At 44.3% G+C, this 24,034-nt stretch carries 27 protein-coding genes; 19 read left to right on the top strand and 8 right to left on the bottom strand.

From position 1 onward, the window contains the following. Nucleotides 1-116: 116 nt before the first annotated feature. Nucleotides 117-1,019: a LysR family transcriptional regulator gene (locus tag FHS16_RS08750; RefSeq protein ID WP_183560984.1), complete on the bottom strand. Its 903-nt coding sequence runs from the start codon at nucleotides 1,017-1,019 to the stop codon at nucleotides 117-119. Between the two features lie 139 nt (nucleotides 1,020-1,158). Between FHS16_RS08750 and FHS16_RS08745 the strand changes: the two genes are divergently transcribed. From FHS16_RS08745 to FHS16_RS08735, 3 genes are all read left to right on the top strand, one after another. Continuing rightward, nucleotides 1,159-1,773, top strand: a complete 615-nt coding sequence (locus FHS16_RS08745; RefSeq protein WP_183560982.1) for an acyl-CoA thioesterase — start codon at nucleotides 1,159-1,161, stop codon at nucleotides 1,771-1,773. A 60-nt stretch (nucleotides 1,774-1,833) separates the two neighbouring features. After that, complete coding sequence (locus FHS16_RS08740; RefSeq protein WP_183560980.1) at nucleotides 1,834-2,217, top strand: hypothetical protein; 384 nt, start codon at nucleotides 1,834-1,836, stop codon at nucleotides 2,215-2,217. Between the two features lie 160 nt (nucleotides 2,218-2,377). After that, a complete protein-coding gene (locus tag FHS16_RS08735; protein ID WP_183560978.1) occupies nucleotides 2,378-3,277 on the top strand; it encodes a hypothetical protein in 900 nt (299 codons plus the stop codon). Nucleotides 3,278-3,372: 95 nt separating this feature from the next. On the opposite strand, the gene FHS16_RS08730 is transcribed toward FHS16_RS08735, so the two are convergent. Continuing rightward, a complete protein-coding gene (locus tag FHS16_RS08730; RefSeq protein WP_183560976.1) occupies nucleotides 3,373-3,666 on the bottom strand; it encodes a hypothetical protein in 294 nt (97 codons plus the stop codon). A gap of 144 nt (nucleotides 3,667-3,810) precedes the next feature. Here FHS16_RS08730 and FHS16_RS08725 point away from each other — a divergent pair, with 144 nt between their 5' ends. Then, nucleotides 3,811-3,942, top strand: coding sequence for a DUF1697 domain-containing protein (locus FHS16_RS08725; protein ID WP_183560974.1), 132 nt, complete (start codon nucleotides 3,811-3,813; stop codon nucleotides 3,940-3,942). Nucleotides 3,943-4,048: 106 nt separating this feature from the next. Here the strand turns inward: FHS16_RS08725 and FHS16_RS08720 are convergent, their stop codons facing one another. Beyond that, a complete protein-coding gene (locus FHS16_RS08720) occupies nucleotides 4,049-4,477 on the bottom strand; it encodes a VOC family protein (protein WP_183560971.1) in 429 nt (142 codons plus the stop codon). Nucleotides 4,478-5,187: 710 nt separating this feature from the next. Between FHS16_RS08720 and FHS16_RS08715 the strand changes: the two genes are divergently transcribed. The 9 genes from FHS16_RS08715 to FHS16_RS08675 all read left to right on the top strand — a co-directional run bounded on the left by FHS16_RS08715 (nucleotide 5,188) and on the right by FHS16_RS08675 (nucleotide 13,702). Continuing rightward, nucleotides 5,188-5,922 (top strand): DUF7002 family protein, encoded by a 735-nt coding sequence (locus tag FHS16_RS08715; RefSeq protein WP_183560969.1) that lies wholly within the window; start codon nucleotides 5,188-5,190, stop codon nucleotides 5,920-5,922. Between the two features lie 100 nt (nucleotides 5,923-6,022). Beyond that, nucleotides 6,023-6,598 carry a TetR/AcrR family transcriptional regulator gene (locus tag FHS16_RS08710; RefSeq protein WP_183560967.1) on the top strand — a complete coding sequence of 192 codons (576 nt, stop codon included), beginning with the start codon at nucleotides 6,023-6,025 and terminating at the stop codon, nucleotides 6,596-6,598. Nucleotides 6,599-6,668: 70 nt separating this feature from the next. Next, nucleotides 6,669-7,082, top strand: coding sequence for a hypothetical protein (locus FHS16_RS08705; RefSeq protein ID WP_183560965.1), 414 nt, complete (start codon nucleotides 6,669-6,671; stop codon nucleotides 7,080-7,082). A gap of 65 nt (nucleotides 7,083-7,147) precedes the next feature. Next, the gene (locus FHS16_RS08700) at nucleotides 7,148-7,912 is read left to right on the top strand and encodes an SDR family NAD(P)-dependent oxidoreductase (RefSeq protein ID WP_183560963.1); all 765 of its coding nucleotides are present in this window, start codon (nucleotides 7,148-7,150) and stop codon (nucleotides 7,910-7,912) included. Between the two features lie 236 nt (nucleotides 7,913-8,148). Then, nucleotides 8,149-9,729, top strand: a complete 1,581-nt coding sequence (locus tag FHS16_RS08695; protein WP_183560961.1) for a spore germination protein — start codon at nucleotides 8,149-8,151, stop codon at nucleotides 9,727-9,729. Nucleotides 9,730-9,792: 63 nt separating this feature from the next. Then, entirely contained in the window at nucleotides 9,793-10,965 is a 1,173-nt protein-coding gene (locus FHS16_RS08690) for a Ger(x)C family spore germination protein (protein ID WP_183560959.1), read from the top strand. A 1-nt stretch (nucleotide 10,966) separates the two neighbouring features. Further along, nucleotides 10,967-11,197 (top strand): hypothetical protein, encoded by a 231-nt coding sequence (locus tag FHS16_RS08685; protein ID WP_183560957.1) that lies wholly within the window; start codon nucleotides 10,967-10,969, stop codon nucleotides 11,195-11,197. Between the two features lie 20 nt (nucleotides 11,198-11,217). Then, nucleotides 11,218-12,303 (top strand): GerAB/ArcD/ProY family transporter, encoded by a 1,086-nt coding sequence (locus FHS16_RS08680; RefSeq protein ID WP_183560955.1) that lies wholly within the window; start codon nucleotides 11,218-11,220, stop codon nucleotides 12,301-12,303. 130 nt (nucleotides 12,304-12,433) lie between these two features. Next, entirely contained in the window at nucleotides 12,434-13,702 is a 1,269-nt protein-coding gene (locus FHS16_RS08675) for an ATP-binding protein (protein ID WP_183560953.1), read from the top strand. A 167-nt stretch (nucleotides 13,703-13,869) separates the two neighbouring features. Here the strand turns inward: FHS16_RS08675 and FHS16_RS08670 are convergent, their stop codons facing one another. From FHS16_RS08670 to FHS16_RS08660, 3 genes are all read right to left on the bottom strand, one after another. Next, nucleotides 13,870-15,789, bottom strand: coding sequence for a glycosyl hydrolase family 18 protein (locus tag FHS16_RS08670; protein WP_183560951.1), 1,920 nt, complete (start codon nucleotides 15,787-15,789; stop codon nucleotides 13,870-13,872). Nucleotides 15,790-15,973: 184 nt separating this feature from the next. Continuing rightward, nucleotides 15,974-16,255 (bottom strand): YxcD family protein, encoded by a 282-nt coding sequence (locus tag FHS16_RS08665; protein WP_183560950.1) that lies wholly within the window; start codon nucleotides 16,253-16,255, stop codon nucleotides 15,974-15,976. Nucleotides 16,256-16,257: 2 nt separating this feature from the next. Further along, complete coding sequence (locus tag FHS16_RS08660) at nucleotides 16,258-16,677, bottom strand: ABC transporter permease (protein ID WP_183560949.1); 420 nt, start codon at nucleotides 16,675-16,677, stop codon at nucleotides 16,258-16,260. A gap of 194 nt (nucleotides 16,678-16,871) precedes the next feature. Between FHS16_RS08660 and FHS16_RS08655 the strand changes: the two genes are divergently transcribed. Then, nucleotides 16,872-17,408 (top strand): DUF309 domain-containing protein, encoded by a 537-nt coding sequence (locus tag FHS16_RS08655; protein WP_183560948.1) that lies wholly within the window; start codon nucleotides 16,872-16,874, stop codon nucleotides 17,406-17,408. 31 nt (nucleotides 17,409-17,439) lie between these two features. On the opposite strand, the gene FHS16_RS08650 is transcribed toward FHS16_RS08655, so the two are convergent. Then, on the bottom strand, nucleotides 17,440-18,006 hold the full coding sequence (locus tag FHS16_RS08650; RefSeq protein WP_183560947.1) for a beta-class carbonic anhydrase: 567 nt from the start codon (nucleotides 18,004-18,006) through the stop codon (nucleotides 17,440-17,442). Beyond that, entirely contained in the window at nucleotides 18,003-18,335 is a 333-nt protein-coding gene (locus FHS16_RS08645) for an iron-sulfur cluster biosynthesis family protein (RefSeq protein WP_183560946.1), read from the bottom strand. Before FHS16_RS08645 ends, FHS16_RS08650 begins: the two co-directional genes overlap by 4 nt. A 150-nt stretch (nucleotides 18,336-18,485) precedes the next feature. Between FHS16_RS08645 and FHS16_RS08640 the strand changes: the two genes are divergently transcribed. From FHS16_RS08640 to FHS16_RS08620, 5 genes are all read left to right on the top strand, one after another. Continuing rightward, complete coding sequence (locus FHS16_RS08640; RefSeq protein WP_183560945.1) at nucleotides 18,486-20,000, top strand: carboxypeptidase M32; 1,515 nt, start codon at nucleotides 18,486-18,488, stop codon at nucleotides 19,998-20,000. 146 nt (nucleotides 20,001-20,146) lie between these two features. Continuing rightward, nucleotides 20,147-21,157: an ABC transporter substrate-binding protein gene (locus FHS16_RS08635; protein ID WP_183560944.1), complete on the top strand. Its 1,011-nt coding sequence runs from the start codon at nucleotides 20,147-20,149 to the stop codon at nucleotides 21,155-21,157. 29 nt (nucleotides 21,158-21,186) lie between these two features. Next, complete coding sequence (locus FHS16_RS08630) at nucleotides 21,187-21,993, top strand: ABC transporter ATP-binding protein (RefSeq protein ID WP_183560942.1); 807 nt, start codon at nucleotides 21,187-21,189, stop codon at nucleotides 21,991-21,993. 49 nt (nucleotides 21,994-22,042) lie between these two features. Further along, complete coding sequence (locus FHS16_RS08625; RefSeq protein WP_183561391.1) at nucleotides 22,043-22,864, top strand: ABC transporter permease; 822 nt, start codon at nucleotides 22,043-22,045, stop codon at nucleotides 22,862-22,864. Between the two features lie 39 nt (nucleotides 22,865-22,903). Beyond that, a complete protein-coding gene (locus tag FHS16_RS08620) occupies nucleotides 22,904-23,872 on the top strand; it encodes an aromatic acid exporter family protein (protein WP_183560940.1) in 969 nt (322 codons plus the stop codon). Nucleotides 23,873-24,034: the final 162 nt, after the last annotated feature.

The raw sequence follows: 24,034 nt of genomic DNA, 5'->3' as shown, positions 1-24,034 counted from the left end.
CATTGTACGCAGAACACTTGCGCAAATAAAGGTAGAAGAAGCGGTATGCGTGCAAAGTATGTTTTTCTATAAAGAGCCTGGCTCTCACGGTCAAGCTGCGCATCAGGATTATTATTTTATTGCTCAAGGCTATGTTCTCCGAGCTCAGCTTCAACAAATCGAATCCATTCCTTCGACGCGAAGGATAAATATTTGTCGTTCCGCCAGATCATAGACAATTGCCAAGGAATGGCGGGCTTCTCAATGGATAGCGTGTGAAATCGATTGCTGTCCAATTGCATGCAAATCCCTTCAGGCAGTAAGGTTATGCCATACTTGGCGGCGACCATTTCCGTCATGAAATCCCACTGAGAGCTCTCGAATACAATTCTCGGCTCGAAGCCTGCTGCTTCACAGTGCTCCTTAATGACCTGCTGGATCGTGAAATCGCTGCGGAACATGATGAAGGATTCACGCTCCAGCTGCGAGAGCTGAGCTTTGTTCATGAGTGCTAACGGGTGCTCAAGGTGAACAACCAATCTTAGGTTTTCGTTCATGCACGGCAATACATGGTATCTTTCCATATCTTTAATCGGGAGGATGACCATGCTGAAATCCAAGTCGCCTTGAAGAATATCCTGCTCAAGGCTTTTGCCGCCTTGTTCGATGATCTGCAGCTTGATTTGAGGATAATGGGTTAGAAATTTTTCAATGACAGATGGCAAAAAATAGCTTCCGACCATAGGCGGTATGCCAAGGCGAAGCGTACCCTTCTTGAGGGAAACAACCTCCTCCAGCTCACTCGACATATCCTCGAATGATTGAATAATGGGTTTAGCCGATCGCAAGATGGACATGCCGGCGTCTGTTAAGGTGATTTGCTTGGCAGACCGGTCAATCAGTTGTACGCCAAGCTCCTCTTCAAGCAGCCTTACCATTTTGGAAAGAGAGGGCTGGCTGAGATGTAGCGCTCGTGCTGCTTGTGTGAAGCTTCCCGCTTCAGCCACCGCAACAAAATATGTCAATTGCTTAAGGTCCATAAGGGCATCTCCTCTGCGTAAAATATATATGCATCTATAGTTAAAAGGAATGCCAACTATTCGATATATGTATTTTACCTATATGTCTGCGGGGTGTAAACTTAGCTCTAACAAATTGATTGAAGGAAAAGGTGTTTCCATGAACATATTAAGTAAAGTTGCCATACCCCATGCATCCCGTCCCGCTTCAGATTCGCTAACCATAAAAGAGTCGATCGTACTTCCACCGGATACGAATCATCATGGCACGATTTTTGGCGGCAAGCTAATGGCCTACATTGACGATGTGGCTACGATTGCTGCAACCAAGCATTCACGCCGTCCCGTTGTGACAGCGTCTACGGATTCTGTAGATTTTCTCTATCCAGTAAAGAAAGGCGATGCAGTAAGCTTATCTGCGTTCGTCACGTGGTCGCATAAAACCTCAATGGAGGTTTTCGTTCGTGTCGTGACGGAGGATTTGCTGACCGGGAAACGGAAAGTGTGTGCTACTTCATTCTTAACGTTTGTCGCGCTAGGCGATGATGGCAAGCCGGTAGAGGTACCAGGTGTAAACGCGCTTTCCGATGAAGAGAGACTGCTATTCGATACGGCACCTGAACGAAAGGAAGCGCGCCGCATTCGCAGGCAGGAAAGCAAACATTTTGCTAACTACATGGGTACGGACTCCGCCATTAAGAATGTATATGCGCCGCCGGTATCTGGACAATCTGCTAATAAAGGATATGAATCGGCTTGGGGTGTTGAATGGTAATAGGGATAACCTATTGCTTCATACGTTATACAAAGCGGGCTGCTGGGAGAGGAGTTTGCCATGAGCCATATAGGAAATGCTGTTGCGAAGGTACTGCTCTATTTTGCTGTATTCCTGTTTGGAGTTCCGGCGATACTCTTTTCAGTTTTTGTGATCGGTCTCACTGAGGATATGAAATCAGGAGCTATGATGCTCCTTACAGCATCTGTTCTATTTCTGGTGCTCAGGCTTAACCGTAGTCAACATGCGCTTGAGCCAAGAAAAAATGGTTATGGTAGATATATCCAAAATGACAGTAGTTATGATGAACAGAGTATGAGTGTGATGAGGGAATATGCAGCGCCACCTCCGTTAAGTGATATATACCGCGAAATGAAAGATCGAAATGTAGAAACAGAAGAGCTTTATCGAATGATTAAGGCGTGCAACAAGGTCGATGAGTAGCCTCTTTTCTTTTTTTAATGTAAAATAAGTGATTAATCAATTATTGATTATCCTCATCATTTAGTAGGATGAAATTGGCATATTAAAAAATACTAATCCCATAATCCCCCTCATATCAGCTAAAATGTGCGAAAGCTAAGGAATAAAGGGGATGATTTGCATGGAGAAAAAAAGATGCTTATTTTGTTCGGAATTTGTACCTGTAGAGCAAAAGGGAGAGCATGTCCATTTTCTAGGATGCCATTGCGCGCCGAATAGCTTTTATGGTTTGAAAAGCGACCATTATCTAACGATTCATTCGTTGCCATATACGGTTAAGAACAAACGATTTTCACTTATTTCGGGCTATATAAGAGAGAAGACAGACTGCGGAGAAAAGGTACTGCTTGGAATGGAAGAAATAGAAGCAATCGAGGATGCAGCGATAATTCCGGTAACAATCGAGGATAAGGAAAACCGGCTGCTTCAGTTTATTTATCGCAACGCGGAAGGGCCTGAGGATTCTATACTCATACAACCGTTAAGCAATCATTTCAATTTGACGTATTCTCCGAACTTGCAAGAGCTGGTCTACATTATCGAGAAACTCAAAGAAGCACAGCTGCTGATTAGGGAAGGACTGAGCTTCAAGCTGACGGATAAAGGCTGGAACACTGCAGCAGCAAGCGCTGGGGGGAGAAAGCTCAAATCATGCTGTGTTTTGCTGCCTGATGATGAGGATACGCGCAGTACATGGCTGGAAGACATTTTTCCAAAAATAGAGCAATGCGGATTTCTGCCAAGACTGCTTCAGCAATCGCGCCCCGAGCAATTGGAGACACAATCATTACTTGAATACGCAGAAAGCAAGGTTATGATCGCTGATATTACAGAGCATTCACCTGAGGTATATTTTGCTGCTGGTTATGGGCTCGGTAAAAATATACCAGTCATATGGACCATGAGAAGCAGCAACCATGCAGAGCTCACTGTTCGCTCGCACCCGATTCGTCCATTAATGTGGGAGAATACGGCGGATCTTGCTTCCATGCTGCAGCAAAGATTGAATGGTAAGGCATAGGAAGAAACATTCAAAAAACACACGCAATAATTGGTGTGTTTTTTGTTATTTATAAATGAACATATCGATCATAAACGGTATGCCACCCAGTCTTTTTAGCTGCACATAGACGTTGGTTTCAGAGCAGCGTTGAAAGCAGCTCGGTTCTGCCATAGAAAGGATAAGATTTCAGCTTGTTCTTCAAAAAAGTACTCCTGGCAATCCGAATAGTCTTGTCCAAGCCCATGCACGCTGAATCGTTCCTCGCCATAACTCATCAATGTCCATTGGCCGCCACGTTTACGGTCTTCGAATACGAGATAAAATTTCTGACCTTCGCTGTCCCACTGTGATAATTCTTGAAAATGGTCTAAAATAAAATGAATGTCTGTTTTCTTTTTAATCAGCATGAGCAATCTCCTCTTTCTGTATAAATATAGTTGGCATATATTATTATGAACTTGCATAAGAACAACACAAGAATATATGATTTAACTGAAAAAGTATGTCAAACGATAGGAGCAGATTTTAGGATTCTTTGACGGAAAATGGCGATGGCTAGTCGAATCAACAGGTGGAAGAAGCCTTCGAATGACTATTTATTTTGCTTGCTGCGCGGAATCAATGTGAGCGGCCATCATTTGATCAATATGTCAGAGCTTCGCGAAATTGGAAAACGATTCTGAAGCTGGATGGAATGAGGAAAGCATTGGAATCATAAGAAGTGGTGCTTTTGAGAGGCACCAACTGAAACGCCAGCAAATGCTTCTCCTCTATAGCAAAAGCTTTAAACTAAGCTTCAAACGTTTCGCTATCCAAACTTACTTGCCATTCGATACCGAATCGATCGGTAAGTTGACCATAACTTTTGCTCCAAAAAGTTGATTGAAGCTCCATAGTAACTTTCCCGCCCTCTGAAAGTTTTTCGAAAAGGCTTCTTGTTTGCTGTTCATCTTGGCTGACTATGGTTAAATGGATATGATTCCCTACTGTAAAGGGCATGCCAGGAAACACATCAGAGAACATGACGATCTTTCCCATAATATTGACTCTGGCGTGCATGATTAATGACTTTGCTTCGTCGGGCAGCGGATACTCAGGGTTTGGCGGCATATCACCAAAGGTTGCGAGGTGTGTGACTTCAGATCCGAATACTTCAGCATAAAACGTTGCAGCTTCACGGCAATTTCCATTAAAATTCAAATAAATCTCAAGCGACATGTTCAAGACTCCTTCACGGTTTTTATGTAATGGCTTGTCCTGGTATTCTAATCGAGGGTTTAACTTAAACCGATTTTCTCACAATTCAGATCCTGTTGATTTGATTCTAAGCATTTACTGTACTTCATGCAAATCCCTACAGACATATGATTGGATCTGGTTGCTTTAAAGGCCGTTTTATATAGGAATCGAACTTCGGCACGTCCATGAACCTCTTCGCAAATCATGCAATAAAACGTTTCTTCTTCAACCATTATCCGTGCCTCCAAAGGAAATTGATTTATTGAGAATCATATTTACCCACTATTTATCAGCGTGAAACATCAATGAGAAAAATTTAACAAATATTAAAAGTTAAGCGAATTAGGAATGTTAAAATCGGCTTCCAAACATGAAAATGGCCCTCAGATTATGAGAGCCAAGTTTTTGCTATTAGTAGCCTCCGCCAAATACTCCACAGCTACAAGCGATTATCACCAATAGGATGAAAAGCACAAGGATCGTTCCAGTGTTATTGAAAGCACCACCTACAAGACCGGACATAGTATACAGCACCTCCTTGCATGTTGAGTACTCAGTAATGTATGCCGAAAGTTTCCTTTATGATTGGGTGTTTGTTCCGGTGGCAAATCATCCGTGACAATCGAATCGTTTGAACGCATTCATAATAAGGCATCCTAATAAGAAAGGGAGCTTCAGGGGTGAGAGAGATGTTGAAGAAAGAGATCATTGCGGATGTGACTAAAGCCAAGGGAAGAAAAAGGTTATATCATTTCACAAGAGTGAAAAATTTAAGCGTGATTTCACAATTCGATTCTTTGTACTCGAGTCAATTGTTGTATCCTCAGTCAAATGCGGAGCGCCGTACAGCACCAAAAGAGGTGGGTTTTCGGAATCAAAATGTGATTGTGAATGCTCATCTTCGAATTCCAGATCAGATGATTGATGCGTCATACACACAGGAGCAGTTCCGCGCTTGTTTGAATGGTCATGTGTTCTTTTGGCCGACAATTAGAGATTGTAGAAAGATGATTGAAACGTATGCAAAAAGAGAGAAGAATGAAGCGTTTGCCGTACTTGAATTTGATGCTCCTGCATTTCTACAGGAACATTATGCGGATATAAAAATAACGAAATATGATTCGGGAAGCTCACCGAGATATCCGCAAAAATGCTTATATAGGAAAAGTCCGAACATGTTCCTGCCATTGACACTATTTAAAAGTAAAATGTGCTCGCTTGTTCCAGTCAAATCTTCAGAGATCAAAGAGGTATTGGTAGAAAACCACGCTTCATGCATTTCAAAGCACTTGCTGGCGGTGTATACAGAGGATTTTCGTCATATTCCATCATGCTGGTCCAAGCGGGGAAAACCCTGGTCTGAATTATGGAACGAAGTTGGACAGAATAAGAGAACTGGTTCGGTTGAGTCTGAGTTTTTCTAAGCAAACTAAAGTAGTATTTATGAGAACGATCAGTAAAAAATAATTCTTTACCGATCGTTCTCGATATGTTACTATCATTTCTAGAGGAGGGGTGAGCAAAGTGGCGAGGGCAAAAGAGTTTGATGAGGATGCAGTATTGTTTAAGGCCATGAAGCTGTTTTGGGAACAAGGGTATGAAAAAACGTCAATAAATGATCTTATCGAGTGTATGGGCATTCATCGCAGAAGCTTGTATGATACATTTGGAGATAAACATAAACTATACCTGACAGCGATTGACCGTTACAGCAAGCTGGTCAACTCGGAACTTCATTCAGGTTTACTCGGAGCAAGCCCTACACAGGCAATTGGTTTCATGTTCGATTTCATGATCGAAGGCGTTGAAGACAGTCCTCCAGGCTGCCTATTTGTAAATATGGCTGTCGAGCTTGCCTCGCGGGATGGTGAGGTAGAGACGAAAGTAAACGATAACTTTACTAAATCGGAGCAGCTTCTAACAGGTATTATTCAAAAAGGAAAGCAATCAGGTGAATTCACTTCAAGTTTAAAAGCGGAAGAGCTTGCCGAAAGTTTACACAATATGCTGCTGGGGCTAAGGGTACTTGCTAGGACTTCAACTGACAAAAAAAAGCTGTATCGGATTGCCAACGTTTCTAAAAAAATATTAGATAAGTAGTTTAAAAAAATTTCTTAATTTAAGAATGATCGTTCTCGAATTATAATACGTTCAAAGGAGCATGATAGAGATGATTTTATTCGATTCTAAACATGGAGAAGTTGCTTGGGATGAAGAGCTTAAAGCCGTCATCATTGAATGGAAGGGATTTGCTTACGGAGAGGAGTTTCAATTAATTATGTTGAAGGGGATCGAATGGATTAAAAAAATGAAAAGCAACAGATTATTAATGGATGCTCGTAAAGGTTCAGCAATAAAACCGGATGATCAGGAATGGATAGCTCGACATTTTGTCCAACGGGCATATGGAAATGGGCTTCGTCATTTCGCTATGGTATTGCCGCAGAGCATGATTGCTAAGTTGAGCCTGGATCGGGCAGTTAACCAATTAGGCGTGCTCCCATACCAGCTGGTAAATTTCAGTGACATGAAGGAAGCAAGGCATTGGGTAGCTGAGACGCCTGCTGTTGCAAAAGCAAATTAATTTTTTTTGATAATTCGAGAACGATCATTCTAAAAACAAATAACAAGATAAAGGAGATAATTATAATGGGAAAATTGAATGGGAAAGTAGCATTAATTACTGGAGGAAATAGCGGGATTGGGTTAGCAACGGCAAAGCTGTTCGTAGCACAAGGAGCAAAGGTTGTGATTACGGGCAGAAATCAAGCTACTTTGAACGCTGCAACAGAAGAAATAGGACCAGTAAATAGTATAGCTGTACAGGCGGATACTACGGATCCTGAACAAATGAAAAAAGCTGCTATTGCTGCTGTGGAAGCATTCGGCGGATTGGATATTGTATTCGCTAATGCAGGCATTTCTGGCCATACGCCAGCAGGTGGAACAGAACTTTCTTTATTCGAGGATATAATGAAGGTCAATGTGACAGGCGTGTTTTTCACTGTGCAATCTGCTTTGCCTTATTTGAGAACTGGAGGTTCGATCATCTTAAATGGTTCTGTACTTGCTAATGCCGGAAGCCCCGGATATTCTGCGTATGCGGCAAGCAAAGGTGCGGTCGTTAGCATGGCAAAAGTATTGGTTTCAGAACTGTCACCGCGGGGTTTACGTGTGAATACCTTGTTGCCTGGAGCAACTAGAACACCAATCTGGGGGCAACCCGAAGGCTTGGCTAAAATGGAATCTGCACTCACGCGGTCTATTCCTCTAGAACGGTTGGGAGAACCGAATGAGATCGCGAATGTAGCTTTGTTTCTAGCATCGGATGAATCTTCGTATGTCCAAGGAGCAGAGATCAGCGTTGATGGCGGAGCGGGCTCTTCTCCCTTTGGAGCACCTATTTATCGTTAAGTTGTTGGTATGATTAACTGCATTAATGCAATTGGCTTGAAACGCACAGACCATTCTCTTTTTTTATAGAGGGAACGGTTTTTTTTGTTGTTGTTGTTGTACCATTTCGATTTCATGAGGCACCGATATGTCAGTGTTGTAGTTGTAAACACTGAGCTTAACTGTAATTCTTTCTGCGTAATGGAGGTACCCATTTCTGGACACACTGTTATAAGCAGGAATTTGGGAGGACAGAGATGCGCTCTATATTCAAACGAAATCAGGCTAATCACAAAGCGAAGACAACAGAGCAGGTTTTCCTTAAACAGCAAGGCCCTAATCTGTCTAAACCAACCATACTATCGGAGACGCTTGAGATCATCCGAAAAAACACGGGGAATAGCACCGATCTGATTATTAGACAATTCCAAATCGATACTGCCGACGTTTCGATTGATGCGGCTATCGTCTATTTGGACGGTATGGCCGATTCGACAACGATTATGGATTCTTTGCTGATTGATGGCAAAGAAACAGGGATTTACCGCAACGCAACTTCCGACAATCTAATACAAAAACTGAAGTCATCTCTACTTAAAGTTGGGGATATCAAAACAATTACAGATATGGACAGCATCCATATAGCTATTTTCTCTGGTGATGCGATCGTTCTCGTCGATGGAAGTGCGGAAAGCATTGCTGCCGGAGTCAGAAAATGGTCGGAGCGGGGGGTCACAGAGCCGCAATCACAGACCGTTATTCGTGGCCCTCGAGAAGGCTTCTCCGAATCAATTCGAATCAATACGGCTCTAGTACGTAGAAAAATCAAAGATCCCAACTTGTGGCTTGAGACAAATCCGATTGGGAGGATCTCAAAAACAGATGTTGCTATTATGTTCATAAAGGGCATAGCGAACGAAAAGGTTGTCAATGAAGTTAGAATAAGACTAGCGCGAATAGATACCGACGCAATCTTGGAGAGCGGTTATATCGAAGAGTTCATACAAGATGAAACCTATACGCCCTTTCCAACGATTTATAATACAGAGCGTCCTGATGTCGTCGCTGCAGGCTTGCTAGAAGGCCGAGTTGCCATTCTTGTAGATGGAACGCCATTTGTATTGCTTGCGCCTGCTTTGTTCACACAGTTTCTGCAAACAGCCGAGGACTATTATCAACGTGCAGATATTAGCTCCTTGCTGCGCATCCTGCGTTTTGTATCGCTATTCATCGCCTTATTTGCGCCATCCATCTATATTGCAATTACAACTTTTCATCAAGAAATGATTCCAACGCCGCTCTTGATTAACTTTGCTGCTCAGCGGGAAGGGATTCCGTTTCCTGCGTTTGTGGAAGCGATCTTAATGGAAGTGACGTTTGAGATTCTGAGAGAAGCAGGTGTTCGGATGCCACGAGCTGTCGGACAAGCTGTCTCTATCGTTGGTGCTTTGGTCATCGGGCAAGCAGCGGTGGAGGCAGGTCTTGTCGGTCCGACGATGGTCATTATTGTGTCAATTACGGCAATCTCTAACTTCGTAATCCCTTCCTACAGTTTAGGCATTTCGGTACGGATGATGCGATTTATTCTAATGATGCTTGCCGCGTCCTTTGGGTTATTCGGTATTCTTGTTGGTATTATTGCGCTTGTCCTGCATTTATGCAGCCTACGGTCATTTGGCATTCCGTACATGTCTCCATTCGGACCGCTCGACATGGAAGACCAGAATGATAATTTGATCCGCCTACCTCACTGGTTGCAGCATCGAAGACCTCGATACATAAGTCAAGGTAATGAGATTCGAGAAAAGAGCACACAGCCAAAACCACCAGAGCCCTAGGCAGCAAGAAGGAGGCATTGATTGATGAGCATTCGAACAAAAGCGGTATGGCTGCTGCTTGTCGTGATCGAATTATTTATACTGACCGGCTGCTGGAATCGAAGGGAACTTAATGAATTGAGCATTGCATCTGCCTTCGGATTTGATAAAAAGAAGGATCAATATCAGCTAACTGTTCAAGTGATCAATGCCAGTGAAATATCTGCAAATAAATCAGGCGGCAAACGATTGCCAGTCATAACTCAGCAATTGGCAGGTGGAGCAACCATATTTGAATCAATGAGAGAGCTCACGAAAACAACACCACGTAAAATATACTCTTCACATATACGCATTGTTGTCATAGGAGAGAAGCTCGCACGAGAAGGTATTGCTCCGGTTCTAGATATTCTCTCTAGGGATCATGAGCTTCGAACCGACTTTTATTTCATTATCGCTAAAGGTACGAAAGCTGAAGATATTCTCAAAGTTTTGACTCCACTGGAGAAAATTCCATCCAATAAATTGTATTCCTCCTTGAATTCGGCTCAAAACAGCTGGGGGGTTACTTCCAAAATCGATCTGCATGAACTCATTTTTGATCTGGTGAGCAAAGGCAAGGACCCAGCGCTAGCTGCCATCAAAATAAGCGGCGATCCTGAAATAGGTGAATCTCAGAAAAATCTGGACTCTGTTCATCCGCCAGTAACACAAGAGTACGACGGGATGGCTGTCTTTCATGAGGATCGTTTGGTTGGCTGGCTCAATCCTTTTGAGAGCAAAGGCTATAACTTTATTCGGGGGCAAATTAAAAGCACAATTGTTACCGTCGGTTGTCCCTCAGGCGGCAAGATTAGCATTGAGTTATTAAGAGAGAATACAAAGGTAAAAGCACGAGTGAATGATGGGAAATTGAATATGGAAGTTAAAATCCAAGCTGAGGGTAATATAGGCGAAGTTGCTTGCGGAAGCGAAGATATAAGCAATCCTGAGACCATTAAAGGGTTAGAATTAGCAGCAAACAAGGAAATAGAGCGAATGGCATCCGCTTCAATTACGAAAGCCAAACAATTAAAATCAGATATTTTCGGTTTTGGGAATGCGGTTCATCGTTCACATCGGCAATTGTGGTATCCACTGGAGAAGGAATGGGACGAGCATTTCGTTCATTTACCGGTGAATATTGAAGCTGAGTTGAGCATACGGCAAACAGGCTCAGTCGTTGAATCATTTTTGCAAAAAATGAAAGGAGATTGAGATGTGGATTATTATTGTCATCTTTGCAGTTGGTATCATGGCAGCGCTGCAGCTCCCTTCATTAAACAAAAAAAAACTGCGAAAGGAGCGGAGCGTTTACCTTCTGCTCCTATTTATTGCATTTGTTTTGGCGTCGCTCGAAAGTTTGAGAATCAAAATTCCAAATCCGCTTGATGCCGTTACTATTGCAGTCAAGCCTATAACGATGGTGATTAACTATATCTTTCAATAGAGAAGCGGGAGGACCATATCATGCTGGAGAATGGGCAAATAAGCAGGCAACAGCTATTCATACTGGTCTTTTTGTTCAGCTTGGGAAGTGCGATTCTCATTGTACCGTCTGCCATGGCTTTGACTTCCAAGCAGGATAGCTGGATATCCGCACTCCTTGGCGTATTATTAGGAATGTTGCTGCTTGTCCTTTATCATTCGCTAGGTAAGTCCTTTCCAAATCAAAATCTGGTTCAATACAGTGAAATAATAGCGGGGAAGTTTGTTGGCCGATTGATCTCCTTTTTGTATTTGACCTTTTTCTTGCTGCTGTCTGCATTAGTGCTTCGCAACATTGGTGACTTTATGACGACGATTGTGATGCCGGAAACGCCTATTCAAGCGATTTTTATATTGTTTATGGTGATTATCGTTATGGGAGCAGGGTTAGGTCTTGAAGTAATAGGGCGCGCGGCAGAAATTTTTTTGCCTTGGATTTTATTGCTTCTATTCATCCTGATTGTTTTTATCATGCCTCAAATGGAAATGAATCGGTTATATCCGATATTTGAGGCTAGCGTCAAAGAAATGATTAAAGGAAGCCTCACGATTCTAGGCATTCCTTATTTGGAGCTTGTGATCTTTTTAATGATATTGCCATATGTGAGGCAAACAAATAAGAGGGGCAATGCATTCCTATGGGGTGGCTTTCTCGGCGGGCTTGTATTATCAATCATTACCTTGCTTTGCATATTGGTGCTCGGTTGGGATTTCACTTCCAGGCATAGCTTTCCCAGCTATACGCTTGCAAAGAAAATTCAGGTCGGTGAGTTTCTTCAACGCATCGAGGTCATGATGGCTGTAATTTGGTTTCTAACTATTTTCTTTAAGCTTGTGCTTTGCTTTTATGCGGCAGGATTGGGGCTAGCTCAGCTGCTTCGGATGCAAACCTACCGGCCATTACTGCCACCACTAGCATTAATTACGGTCGTACTCGCACTCATCGTATATCCCAACAACGTATACTTTCGTTCATTTGCATCTCAAACCTGGTTTTCATATGCCTTAATTTTTGGTTTCATTATTCCTATTACATTATTGGCTATCCATAAGTTAAAAAAGAATTAATCATACTCAAATACAGAGCTGTCAAATTTCCTATTAATTCTCTCTATTTTTTATGATATTATAATTGTTAGTTGCTAGTGCCAAAGAACTATACAAATATTGTAAAAAGAAAGGGAAAATATTAAGAGATATGGTAAACCAATTGCTTATTCATCTTATTATCATATTGTTTCCGATCTTTATCCAACAGTTCTTTATGGTCCGCATAGCTAAAAGCAATATCATTTATCAATTGATAAACGGCTGTTTATTTGGATTATCAGCTGTATTGTGCATGGCATTCCCCGTAAACGTTATCGATGGCTATCAAAGTGATCTTAGATGCGTTCCTTTGATTATTGCTTTTTTATACGGTTCTGGAAAATATTTTCCTGGACTCTTGGCGCTGTCTATCGGTGTATTGTACCGGCTTTATGTAAATGGAGATGCTATGTATCTTGCCGTATTTTCTTTTCTGCTTAGCGTAGGTCCAGCCTTTTTTTTTGCAAAATCTTTTTTTAGTTATCGAAAGATCAAAAGAGTCGTTGTATCCGTGATTCTAGCAGCCAATAGCTCAATTGTTTCTTTTGTGCTCCTTATTATATATTTGAAATCACGGCCATTGAATCTACATACGGAATCGCATAGCTTATGGATCATTGCCATTCTAACGATAGCAACGTTAATTGGCATGGGAATCTCTTCTATGCTAAAAGAGCATCTCATTGAAACAGCCTATTTGAAGCTTGAGCTGGAGCGAAGCGAGAAGCTCAAAATCGTCAGTCAAATCGCAGCATCCGTCGCGCACGAGGTACGCAACCCGTTAACGGTAGTAAAAGGTTTTTTGCAGCTGCTGCAAGAATCGGTGGACGATAAGAAAAAAGATTATTTGAAAATCGCTCTTGCTGAGCTTGAACGGGCCGAATACATTATTACAGATTATTTGAATTTGGCGAAGCCTCATGCAGACCAGCTTGAACTGGTAGAGGTTCCTACTTTCCTTGGCAGCACGCTCGAAATTATGAATTCATACGGATTAATTCAGAATGTTCAAATCCATCTTAACTGCAACCAAACCGATTTATATGTTAGAACGGACAAGCCGCGGCTATCTCAGGTTATCTTGAACTTAATCAAAAATGGCGTGGAAGCGATTCCGGAAACAGGAGAGGTAACTGTAAATGCCTATTACCGGAATGAAGAGATCTTTATTGAAATCATTGACACTGGAAAAGGGATGTCCAAGGAAGACTTGAGTCAGATCGGGACAGCTTTCTTTACGACAAAGGATACAGGAACAGGACTTGGCATTCTCGTGACCATACGAATTATTGAAGCGCTTCACGGTAAAATCTCATTTGAAAGCGAGCTAGGCAAAGGAACGAAGGTTACTCTTCGTTTTCCAGCAGCCGAGTCTTAGTATAAATCCTTGTACTAATAAAAGGCTGCACGCAAATGCGTGCAGCCTTTTACTGTCTTTACTCCGTGATTGAAGAGCGCCGCTTAAGGCGATAGTTCGTGTATAACAGCTTGGAGTTGCCTACGTAAAGCAAAACAACCTCTGACAATGGATTAGCGGCTTCTCCATTATTTATTTCGGAGCATCATCGTCCATAGCTCCGTGCTTTCATAGCCTAAGCGCCAAGCGGCGACACCGGCTAGATCATAACGCTTCGCCATATCAATTCTTGCCTTGACCGTAGTTTCGGTTTCTGCCCAGAACAGATACGTAAATCCATCTTTGGCATATTTATATTTCATTTGGCCTGATTCCGAATCGAATATGCCTTGCGCATTCGTGTCAGCAATCAGCTTAGGCAGCTCTTTCATCACAACAGCACGGTTTCCGACGAGTTTATTTTGGCTATCAAGCTTCCATTCCCTAACATAAAACGGTATGCCCAGCATAAGCTTGCTGCGGGGGATGCCATAGCTTAGAAATTGCTTAATGCCTTCTTCCGCCCATTTAAGCCCAGCGACGGAACCAGGTGTTTGGCTCCCGCTCCAATGCTCGTCGTATGCCATAATGATGATGGTATCGACAACGGTTGACAGCGCAGCGTGGTCATACGCCGTAGCATGATTCCAGCTTAAGCTGCCGCGCGGCAAATCGATGGAGATTTGCATGTTTTTGGCATGAACAGCTTTTGAGAGTGCAGTAACAAAGCTTGTATATGCCGTGCGGTCGCTGCCAGCGACCTCCTCGAAATCAAGGTTAAGCCCAGAAGCCCCAAGCTGAACCAGCCTAGCCGTAAGATTCGCAATAAATTTCTGCTGTGCCGCTTTGTTTAGGAGGAAGGAGGATGTCATTTTTTTGTTGAACTGATTATGAACGAGCGGCATCACTTTCATTCCTTGCGCCTTCAAGGCGTTCGCGACTGACAAATCAGAAGTATCCGTCAACGTTCCGTCAGCGGAGGCTAGCTCGAACCAAGTTGGCGAATCGATCGATAAGCCTTGTGTATTTGCTGCGTGATTTAACACGGTTGCGCTAGACGCACTGCCGTTCCAGCCCATATAAGCGAGCTTTTTAGCATTGCTCCAAATGTTGCGGCCGTCGCTCGTTCTTATTGTTGCATTCGAGTAGGCCTTGGCATACGCCACCGCACTCTCTCGCGAGTTAAAGGATTTTAGCGGATTATCACCTTGGTATACGGATAGATAAGGGACGCCTGACCAATATACTACTCCATTGTAAATGACCTCGGCATTAGTTATTTTCTTAGCGGTTTGAACCGCCCCATCCAAGCTCCATGCAGCATGGATGATCTTACCATTTTGTGCGATCTGATAGGCAGGTACGTTAGAGTGCACGATTTTTCCCGTTTTTGAATCCAAGACTTCGCTTCCAGCGATGGAAGCAGCAGCCGTGATGGCATCATAAAGAAAAGCGTAAATCGGCTTGTCTTGTACTGGAACCCCGCCAATAGCTAACTGGTAGACTGCAACGGCATCACGCTGTGCTTTAATCTGAGATGCTGTGAGGTTGCTCCATATCCACTTGTTCGATGCAAGATCGATAATATGCGCATTGCCCCATTTTTTTGCTTCTTGCTTGGCAGCTTCAAGAGAGGCAAAGGACCAAGCATCTTTGGTGTTATCACCTTGGAATAATTGGAACTTAGCATAAGAATGATAGCTCCAGCCTATATTCGCTAAATCGCGTATATGTACGTTGCGAAGCTTCTTGGCAGTAGATAAGGCGAGAGCATAAGAAGCGAATTCCCATTTGGGATTGGATAGGCCTTTCTGATACACTTTATAACGCGGGAAGTTATCCCACACCCAAGTACGATCGGCGATCTTTTCTACATGGCTGTAGCTGAATTTGCCTGCATAAGCTACCGCTTGTGCTTCTCCAACAAATTCACGCAAAGCTTGGTCATTCTGATATACGCGATACTTTGTCATCTGTGAAACGGCAGCAATGGTAAGATCTGATGCTGCATGCAGCACATACTGACTGAATAATAGCAGGAATAACGCCGTGCAAAGTTTCTTTCTCATAAGCTAGCAACATTCACTCCTCTCAGGGTCAAGTGTTTAGACGCAAGAAGAGTACGGAGGTTTCTCGAAATGAGTGATTATTTCTCTAGTAATTATTAGGAGACATGATCATGCGGAGAAAAACACAAAAAAACATCCAGCAGCCGTTTATCTTTCGATAATACGAGCTTCTGGATGCTTGAATCTACTCGACTGCGATATCTGCCCAAAACTCCTCATCTGCATCAAGAGTGATGCCGGAGCGGAATACGCGTATCTGGTACTGCTTGTAAATATATTGTTCAATGGCCTCGAGAATGTTAGCTTCAATGATATATTGGCTGCGTCCATTTACCCAAACCTCAGCCGTGAAACCATATTCTTCTTCCCAAGATAGCTGCACCTCTACGTCTGTGGGATTGACGCCTCTGCGGTCAGCCATGTTTAAGCAGATGGCGTTGATAATTTCGTCCGTATAAATGCGCACCGTTAGTATGGTCTCCGACGATCTGGCGGGGTACGTTTGCTTTTCAAGTATACAAATGCTACGCGAATAAGCATGATGATTGCGAATATCGCAAGCAAATTAATCATTAGACCGAGTATATTACCGAAAGCGCCCATTCCGGCAAACAAGCTTCCGAACATCAAGCCTGCCAAACCGCCGATCATTAAGCCTTTCATTAAACTGCCTCCGCCAAAAAATCCTGGTTTTGTCGCACCGGCTGTTGTGCCTGCTTTGGTACCGGGATTCGTCTGGTTGACATTTTCCGATTTTTTCGGGTTCTGAGTAACGCTTTGTTTCGGTGATTTAATGCCCCCGCCACGTGGTTTTGCATCAGCGTGCTGTCCGAAGCCTAGTGTCAAGAATAGCGCGAACGCCAGCATGACTATAAATCCTTTTTTCATCTGTCTGTTCTCCTCCTGATTTACATTGATATATCGATTGATATAGAAATAGAATACGGCTAAAATAGACGAAGGTTTCATTTCTCCACTTAGGATTGGTTTAAATGTATGAAAGTATAAGCGACATATGCTAATATTTTTAAAAAGATCGACATCGACATGAAAGACTTCGCAAGTTGGTAAAGGAGGCAGATATGCATACATTTCCTAAATCGTATATTGATTATCTCGTGGAGTTCCACGGATCAAGGGATTATTTCGAATGTCATGAGCTGCTTGAAGAATATTGGAAAGAACATCCGGAAGATCCGCTTGAACAGACATGGGTCGGACTAATTCAATTAGCAGTAGGGCAATATCATGCACGAAGAGGGAATTTGCGAGGCGCGGAGAAAATGCTTCAGCAAGCCGAAAAGAAGCTGTCCAATGCTCCACTAGACAACCTCGGAATTGATTGGGTAAGCTTGCAGCGGCAATTAAGCACGAAGTTGGCTCAATTGACGCAGAGAACCGTTACACCGTATATAGATATTGATCTTAATATAACCAATGAAGACTTGAAAACGGCATGTACAGCAGCTTGCGCGCAGCGCGGGTTCATTTGGGGAACGCCGAGCCCCATGCAGGACGAGTCGATTATTCATAGGCACACAAAGCGGGACAGGTCGGATGTGATTGCTGCAAGGCAACATGCTTTACTCGCAAAAAAAAGAGAGCGTAATGGCATGTAATTCGTTGCCTTTACGCTCTCTTTCTATAAGACTAGGCCTGCTGATAAGCACCATCCACTAATTCGAGTTCGCCTGTTTCAGAGTCGATGATCAGTCCGTGCACGAGAATGTTAGCAGGGAGAAGAGGGTGATTGCGAATAATGCTGACGCTGTTAATGACACTGTCGCGCACATTATCAAATCCGGTTAGCCATCGCATCAGATTAAGGCCGGAATGCTTTAACGTCGTGATGGTTTCGGTTGAAACGCCGCGCTCTTCCATATGCTGAATGATAAGTTCGGGATTGAGTCCAGTCATCCCGCAATTGTTGTGTCCGATTACAAAAACTTCATCAGCCTGCAGTTCATATAATGCGACTAAAATACTGCGCATGATATTGCCGAAGGGCTGTGTAACGATTGCGCCTGCATTTTTAATGATTTTGGCGTCGCCGTTTTTGAGGTTCATCGCTTTAGGCAGCATTTCAGTAAGTCTAGTATCCATGCAGGTTACAATAACCATCCGTTTGTTCGGATATTTGCTGGTTGAATATTTCTCATATTCGCGGCTTTCAACGAATAGTTTGTTATCGTTTAGAATATCGTCGAGTTTGCTCACGCTGCACTTCCTTTTGTTAGAAAACGAAGATTAGTTGTATAAATCTGGCTGTCGCTTTTGAGGGAGAAGCTGTCTCGTGCCGCATCATAATCAACGCGCATCCGAGGCTCGTAATAAACTTCATGCCGCGGCTCATAATAAAAGTCAAACGGCTCACCTTGAGCTAGTTTGTCATCAACGGAGGGTTCTGTAATCAATTGAAGAGCAGGCACACCGCTTACGACGCAGCCGCAGCCTTCTGTATCATGAAGAAGCTTAAGCTCAGTTTTACCATCTGTTAGATAGGGAGATAACCGATCTACTGCTGTTTTCGAGAAAATAATATGCATAATGGTTTCCTCTCTTTCTCTCTATTGCACTGTATGACGAGCAGGTTTAAGATGATTATAAGGATTGCAATACGTAAGATCAAGTGAAGTTCCAATGAAGAACAAGCAATGACAAACAGCTGTTACAGAAAACGGAAAGGCGGAATGAAGATGACAAATCAATCAACCGAGGCCTTGCAAAGCTTCAAGGATACCATTCGCAAAATTAAAAGCTATGAGGAAGCACTCGGAGTTCTTTATTGGGATTTGCGGACAGGCGCTCCCCGCAAGGGAATGGATAACCGATCAGAAGTGATCGGAGCTTTATCCGCTGACCAATTCAAGCTGTCAACATCCCCGGAGCTGGGAGACTGGATATCTAAGCTTGAAGAAACGTCGGTATACGCTGGATTAACGGAAATGGAGCAGCGGTTGGTAGCCGAGACCCGCAAAGAATACGACCGCAGTGTCAAAATACCTCCAAAGCTGTATCAGGAGTATGTGGTGCTTGCTTCACAGTCCGAGTCCAAGTGGGAGGAAGCGAAAGAAAACAATGACTATGCGGGCTTCCAGCCCTATCTGGAGAAAGTGATCAGTTATACCAATCAGTTCATTGATCTGTGGGGACCGAAAGCGACTCGTTATGATACGCTGCTCGATCAATATGAGCCAGGCATGACTGTTGCTGAACTGGACCATGTTTTTGGCGGCTTGCGTTCGCAGCTGGTACCTTTAGCGGCAGCCATCGCTCAATCACCGCACCAGCCGGATACGGCATTTCTAAAACAAAATTACGATAAAGAGGCGCAAAAAGCGTTCAGCTTATACATATTGGAGCAAATGGGCTATAACTTCGAAGCGGGACGCCTGGATGAAAGCACCCATCCATTCGCTACCGGCCTTAGTCCCGGCGATGTTCGGATTACAACGCGATATCTCGAAAATGACGTAACAAGTGCCTTGTTTGGCACGATTCATGAAGGCGGTCACGCTTTATATGAGCAGAATATTATGGAAGAGCTCATTGGTACGACGCTATGTACGGGAACTTCGATGGGGATACATGAGTCGCAGTCGCGTTTTTGGGAAAACGTGATCGGACGCAGCAGACCATTCTGGGATCGCTATTTCGGCGAGCTGCAAAAACGGTTCCCAGGTCAGCTCGATGTGAGCGTGGATCAGTTCTATAGAGGGAACAACGTGGTTCAGCCTTCTTTGATACGCATCGAAGCGGATGAGCTCACTTACAACCTGCATATCATTATCCGGTACGAGATGGAGAAGCTCATCTTTAACGGTGGAGCCAAAGCCGCAGATCTTCCAGCCATATGGAATGATAAGTATAAAGAGTATTTAGGCATAACACCGCCAAACGATGCGGAAGGCGTTCTTCAAGATGTCCATTGGTCAGGCGGAGCATTCGGATACTTCCCTTCTTACTCGCTTGGAAATATGTATGCGGCACAAATCGCTGATACGATGGAGCGCGAGCTGGATGGCTTCTGGTCAAACGTCGGAAACGGCAACCTGCTGCCTATAAAAGAATGGTTGACCGAGCGCATTTATAAATACGGAAAACTAAGAACGCCTTCTGAGCTTATCCAAAGCGTGACAGGCAAGCCGCTCGACCCTCAGCATTTGGTGACCTATTTGACACGGAAGTACACAGATATTTACAAGTTATAGTCCTAATCAATACGTAGAGGAAGGCTGTCCCATCGTTACGACGATGCCGGACAGCCTTCTTTTTGTGTGCCTATTCACCGTCGTTCTCTTTGTGGCATAGGCTGGAGTAAATTTATTAAACGCGAATACGCAGGAGGGACTCACGGATGAACAGACGTATGGTAATGTCGCTGCTGCTTGTAGCAGCACTTGTAATGACTACTGTATTGGCAGGCTGTGGCAATAAGGATTCAGACAAGGTGAAGGTGAGAATTGGAGAAGTCACACGGTCTTTGTTCTATGCGCCGCAATATGTGGCAATAGAGAAGGGCTATTTTGAAGAAGAAGGGCTTGACGTGGAGTTGACGACGACGCCTGGAGGCGATAAAACGATGACCGCGCTGCTGTCAAATGCCATTGATGTTGCGCTTGTAGGCTCAGAAACATCCATTTATGTGTATCAACAAGGGACGGACGATCCTATAATCAACTTCGCTCAGCTGACACAGACCGATGGAACTTTTCTGGTTGCCAGAGAAGCAGTTGAAACCTTTGATTGGAACGCGTTGAAAGGCTCTGTGTTTTTGGGACAAAGAAAGGGAGGCATGCCCCAAATGGCTGGTGAATTCGCGCTTAAGAAACTAGGCATCGACCCCCAAGCTGATTTGGAGCTTATTCAAAACGTAGATTTCGCGAATATACCGGCTGCTTTCGCATCTGGCACAGGTGACTATGTACAACTATTCGAGCCGACAGCTTCGATATTTGAAAAGGAAGGCAAAGGCCATGTCGTAGCATCATTTGGCGCTGAAAGCGGACATCTTCCGTATACCGTATTTATGGCTAAACAGAGCTATATCAACAAAAATGAAAAAACGGTGCAAGCGTTCACGAATGCCATCCATAAAGCGCAGCTCTGGGTAGAGAGCAACACCGCCGAAGCAATTACAGACGTCGTTTTGCCTTATTTCGAAAATGTGGACCGCGATATTCTAATCAGCTCTATTGATCGCTATCAAAAGCAAGGCTCTTTCTCTGTTGATCCCGTGATTGATGAAGCAGAGTGGAACAATTTGATTGATGTGATTACCTCCGCGGGCGAACTGGAAAAACGTACCGAGCACAGTGAACTCGTGAATACAACCTTCGCAGAGAAGTCGATAGAAGCAGTCAAATAAATGATTACGCAGGAATGGGAGGCTTGAGCATGAAACAAGAAACGGTGCTTGAGCTGCGGCAGCTGACCCATGTATACGTGAATGATAAGGGAGCCTCGCTGGCAATTGAGCATATTAATCTCAAGGTAGAGCGCGGTGAGTTCGTGAGCTTGGTCGGGCCGAGCGGGTGTGGCAAGACAACCGTTCTAAGCTTGCTTGCGGGCTTGTTTCCCCCTACCAAAGGGCAAGTATTGCTCAATGGAGATCAGGTTTCAGGACCCTCCTCTAAGGTAGGCTACATGCTGCAGCAGGATTATTTGTTTCCATGGCGTTCAATAAAAGAAAATGCGGCAATCGGCCTTGAGATAAACGATCGGAAAACAGAGAAGGGCTTGCAATATGTGGATGAATTGCTTGAAGAGCTCGGCTTGCCGGATTCTGCCCGCAAATATCCGCAGGAGCTGTCCGGCGGGATGCGGCAGCGAGTTGCGTTAGCAAGGACGCTTGCTACGGAGCCCGAGGTATTGCTGTTGGATGAGCCGTTCTCAGCGCTTGATCTGCACATCAAGCTCCAGCTTGAGGATCTCGTCCACCAGACGCTCAAGCGTCTAGGCAAGACAGCAGTGCTCGTCACTCACGATCTGGCTGAAGCTGTCGCGATGAGCGACCGTGTTATCGTGCTTGGCCGTAATCCAGGCTATATTCGCAGCGAGCTTGCGATACCGGATGAGATTCGTCTTGCCTCCCCGATGACTGCACGCAAGCTTTCAGGCTTTCAGGGGCTTTTCGAGCGACTCTGGACAGAGCTGGATCGGGATGATAATGAAGGGGGTTCGACAGGTGGACGATCGCAATAAATCGGGCAAGCACGAGGAAGTATCGCCTGTCATTCCGGGCGGCATCAACATGGAAGAGGGCAGACGCTTCTGGCTGAGCGAGCTTCACAATCGGTTTAAGCAGCAGAAGCGCAAGGTTACCGCTGCAGTCATTTCGACACAAGCCGTACTGCTATTAATCTTTGTCGGTTTATGGGAAGCGGCAGGGCGCAATGATTGGATTGATCCGTTGTTATTTAGTTATCCTTCCAAAATGTTAATGCAGCTTTGGAGGACGATGGCTGACGGTTCCATTTGGCCGCATGTCGGAATGACCGTAACCGAGACGATTGTGGGCTTCGTTCTTGGAACCTTGATAGGCACGGCATTAGCTGCAGCCCTATGGTGGTTCCCGTTTCTGTCTCGTGTATTCGATCCTTATTTAGTCGTGCTTAACAGCATGCCCAAGGTTGCACTCGGACCTATCTTTATCGTAGGTCTTGGCCCTGGTTTTATGTCGATCGTTGCGATTACCTTGTCGGTGACAGTCATCATTACGACATTGAATATTTACAATCGATTTCGAGAAATCGATACGGGGTACATTAAGGTAGTCAGGCTATTCGGGGCATCGCGTCTTCAATTATTCAAGCTGGTCATCTTGCCGGCTTCCTTCCCTGTTATTATCTCCACGCTGAAGGTGAATGTAGGATTAGCGTGGATTGGCGTCATCGTTGGAGAGTTTCTCGTTGCAAAGCTTGGGCTAGGCTACTTGATCATATACGGATTTCAAGTGTTTAACTTCACGCTTGTGTTATCCAGCTTGATTGTAATTGCTGTAGTTGCCACGATTATGTACCAACTCGTCGCGGCACTTGAAAGAAAGTTGACGGCAGGCTGGCGTGAACGGTAGGATGTAGACATAAATCCTACTGTATTCGAGGTAATTTTCATGGGCATTCGTATCATTAAAACGGCATTAGCCGCCATCGCAGCTATTTACACCGCTGTATATTTAGGACTGGAGCCGCCGCTTGGCGCAGGAATTCTTGCAATACTCGGCGTTGAAGTGACGCGGATGAAGGGGCTGAAAAGCGCCTTTGTTCGGTTCGTAGCCTCTGCGCTTGGACTTTTTTTCGCATCGCTAGTCTTTTCCTTGCTTGGTTTTCATATCTGGGCAGTGGCCATCTTTATCCTCATCACGTTTCCAGTGCTGTCACGATTCCAGCTTAAGGATGGCATCGTGACAAGCTCGGTTATCGTTTTCCATTTGTTTAATCATGGAGAAGTAACGACGGATATAATCGGCAATGAAATTTTACTGTTGTTCGCGGGCTTAGGCTGGGCAACGGTTGTGAATATCATTTATATGCCGAAGGATGAGCATCGGCTTAACGATTATCGATCTTCTATCGAGCAGTGCTTGGGAGTCATGTTTCAAGAGATGGCGGTCACGCTCCGCAATCCTACGCATGTGTGGAATGGCGGCGAGATTCTGGAAGCATTCACCGCGATTGAGGAAGGTGCGCTGCGTTCAGTACGCAATCGGGAGAACAGACTTTGGGGGCAAGAGCATTACTGGTCCAGTTATTTCGAGATGAGACGGCAGCAGCTGGAGTCGGTCCAGCAAATGCTGGTGGAGCTGGCATTCGTTTATCAGAAATTCCCGCAGGCAGTCATGATCGCGGATTTGCTAGACCAGCTTTCAAGCGACGTGAAATCGGATGTGTACCAAGGTACAGTCGAGGAGCGCCTAAGTGAGCTGTCCCAGCTATTCCGTGCGATGGAGCTTCCGAAAACGCGTGAGGAGTTCGAGATAAGGGCATCACTGCTTATGCTGCTTCGAGAGCTGGAGCGGTATTTGGGTATTGCGAAGCGGCTTAAAAAAAGAAAAGTCATGTTGTCCGAACTTCAGCCATAGAATGTAAAGGGAAAAATTCGTTGCGATGCAAGCGTAAACGGCTGTGACGACAAATGGAGGCGCAGCTTTCGTTTCGCGAAGAAATACAAGCGCAGCGCTATAGGGAGAAACCTATAAGGTCTTGCATTTCAAGCGTAAACGGCTGTGACGACAAATGGAGGC

Origin of the sequence: Paenibacillus endophyticus (assembly GCF_014192395.1) — a bacterium.
GTDB lineage: Bacteria > Bacillota > Bacilli > Paenibacillales > Paenibacillaceae > Pristimantibacillus > Pristimantibacillus endophyticus.
The sequence above is the reverse complement of the archived record's forward strand: the minus strand, read 5'-3'. Positions and strand labels throughout refer to the sequence as shown.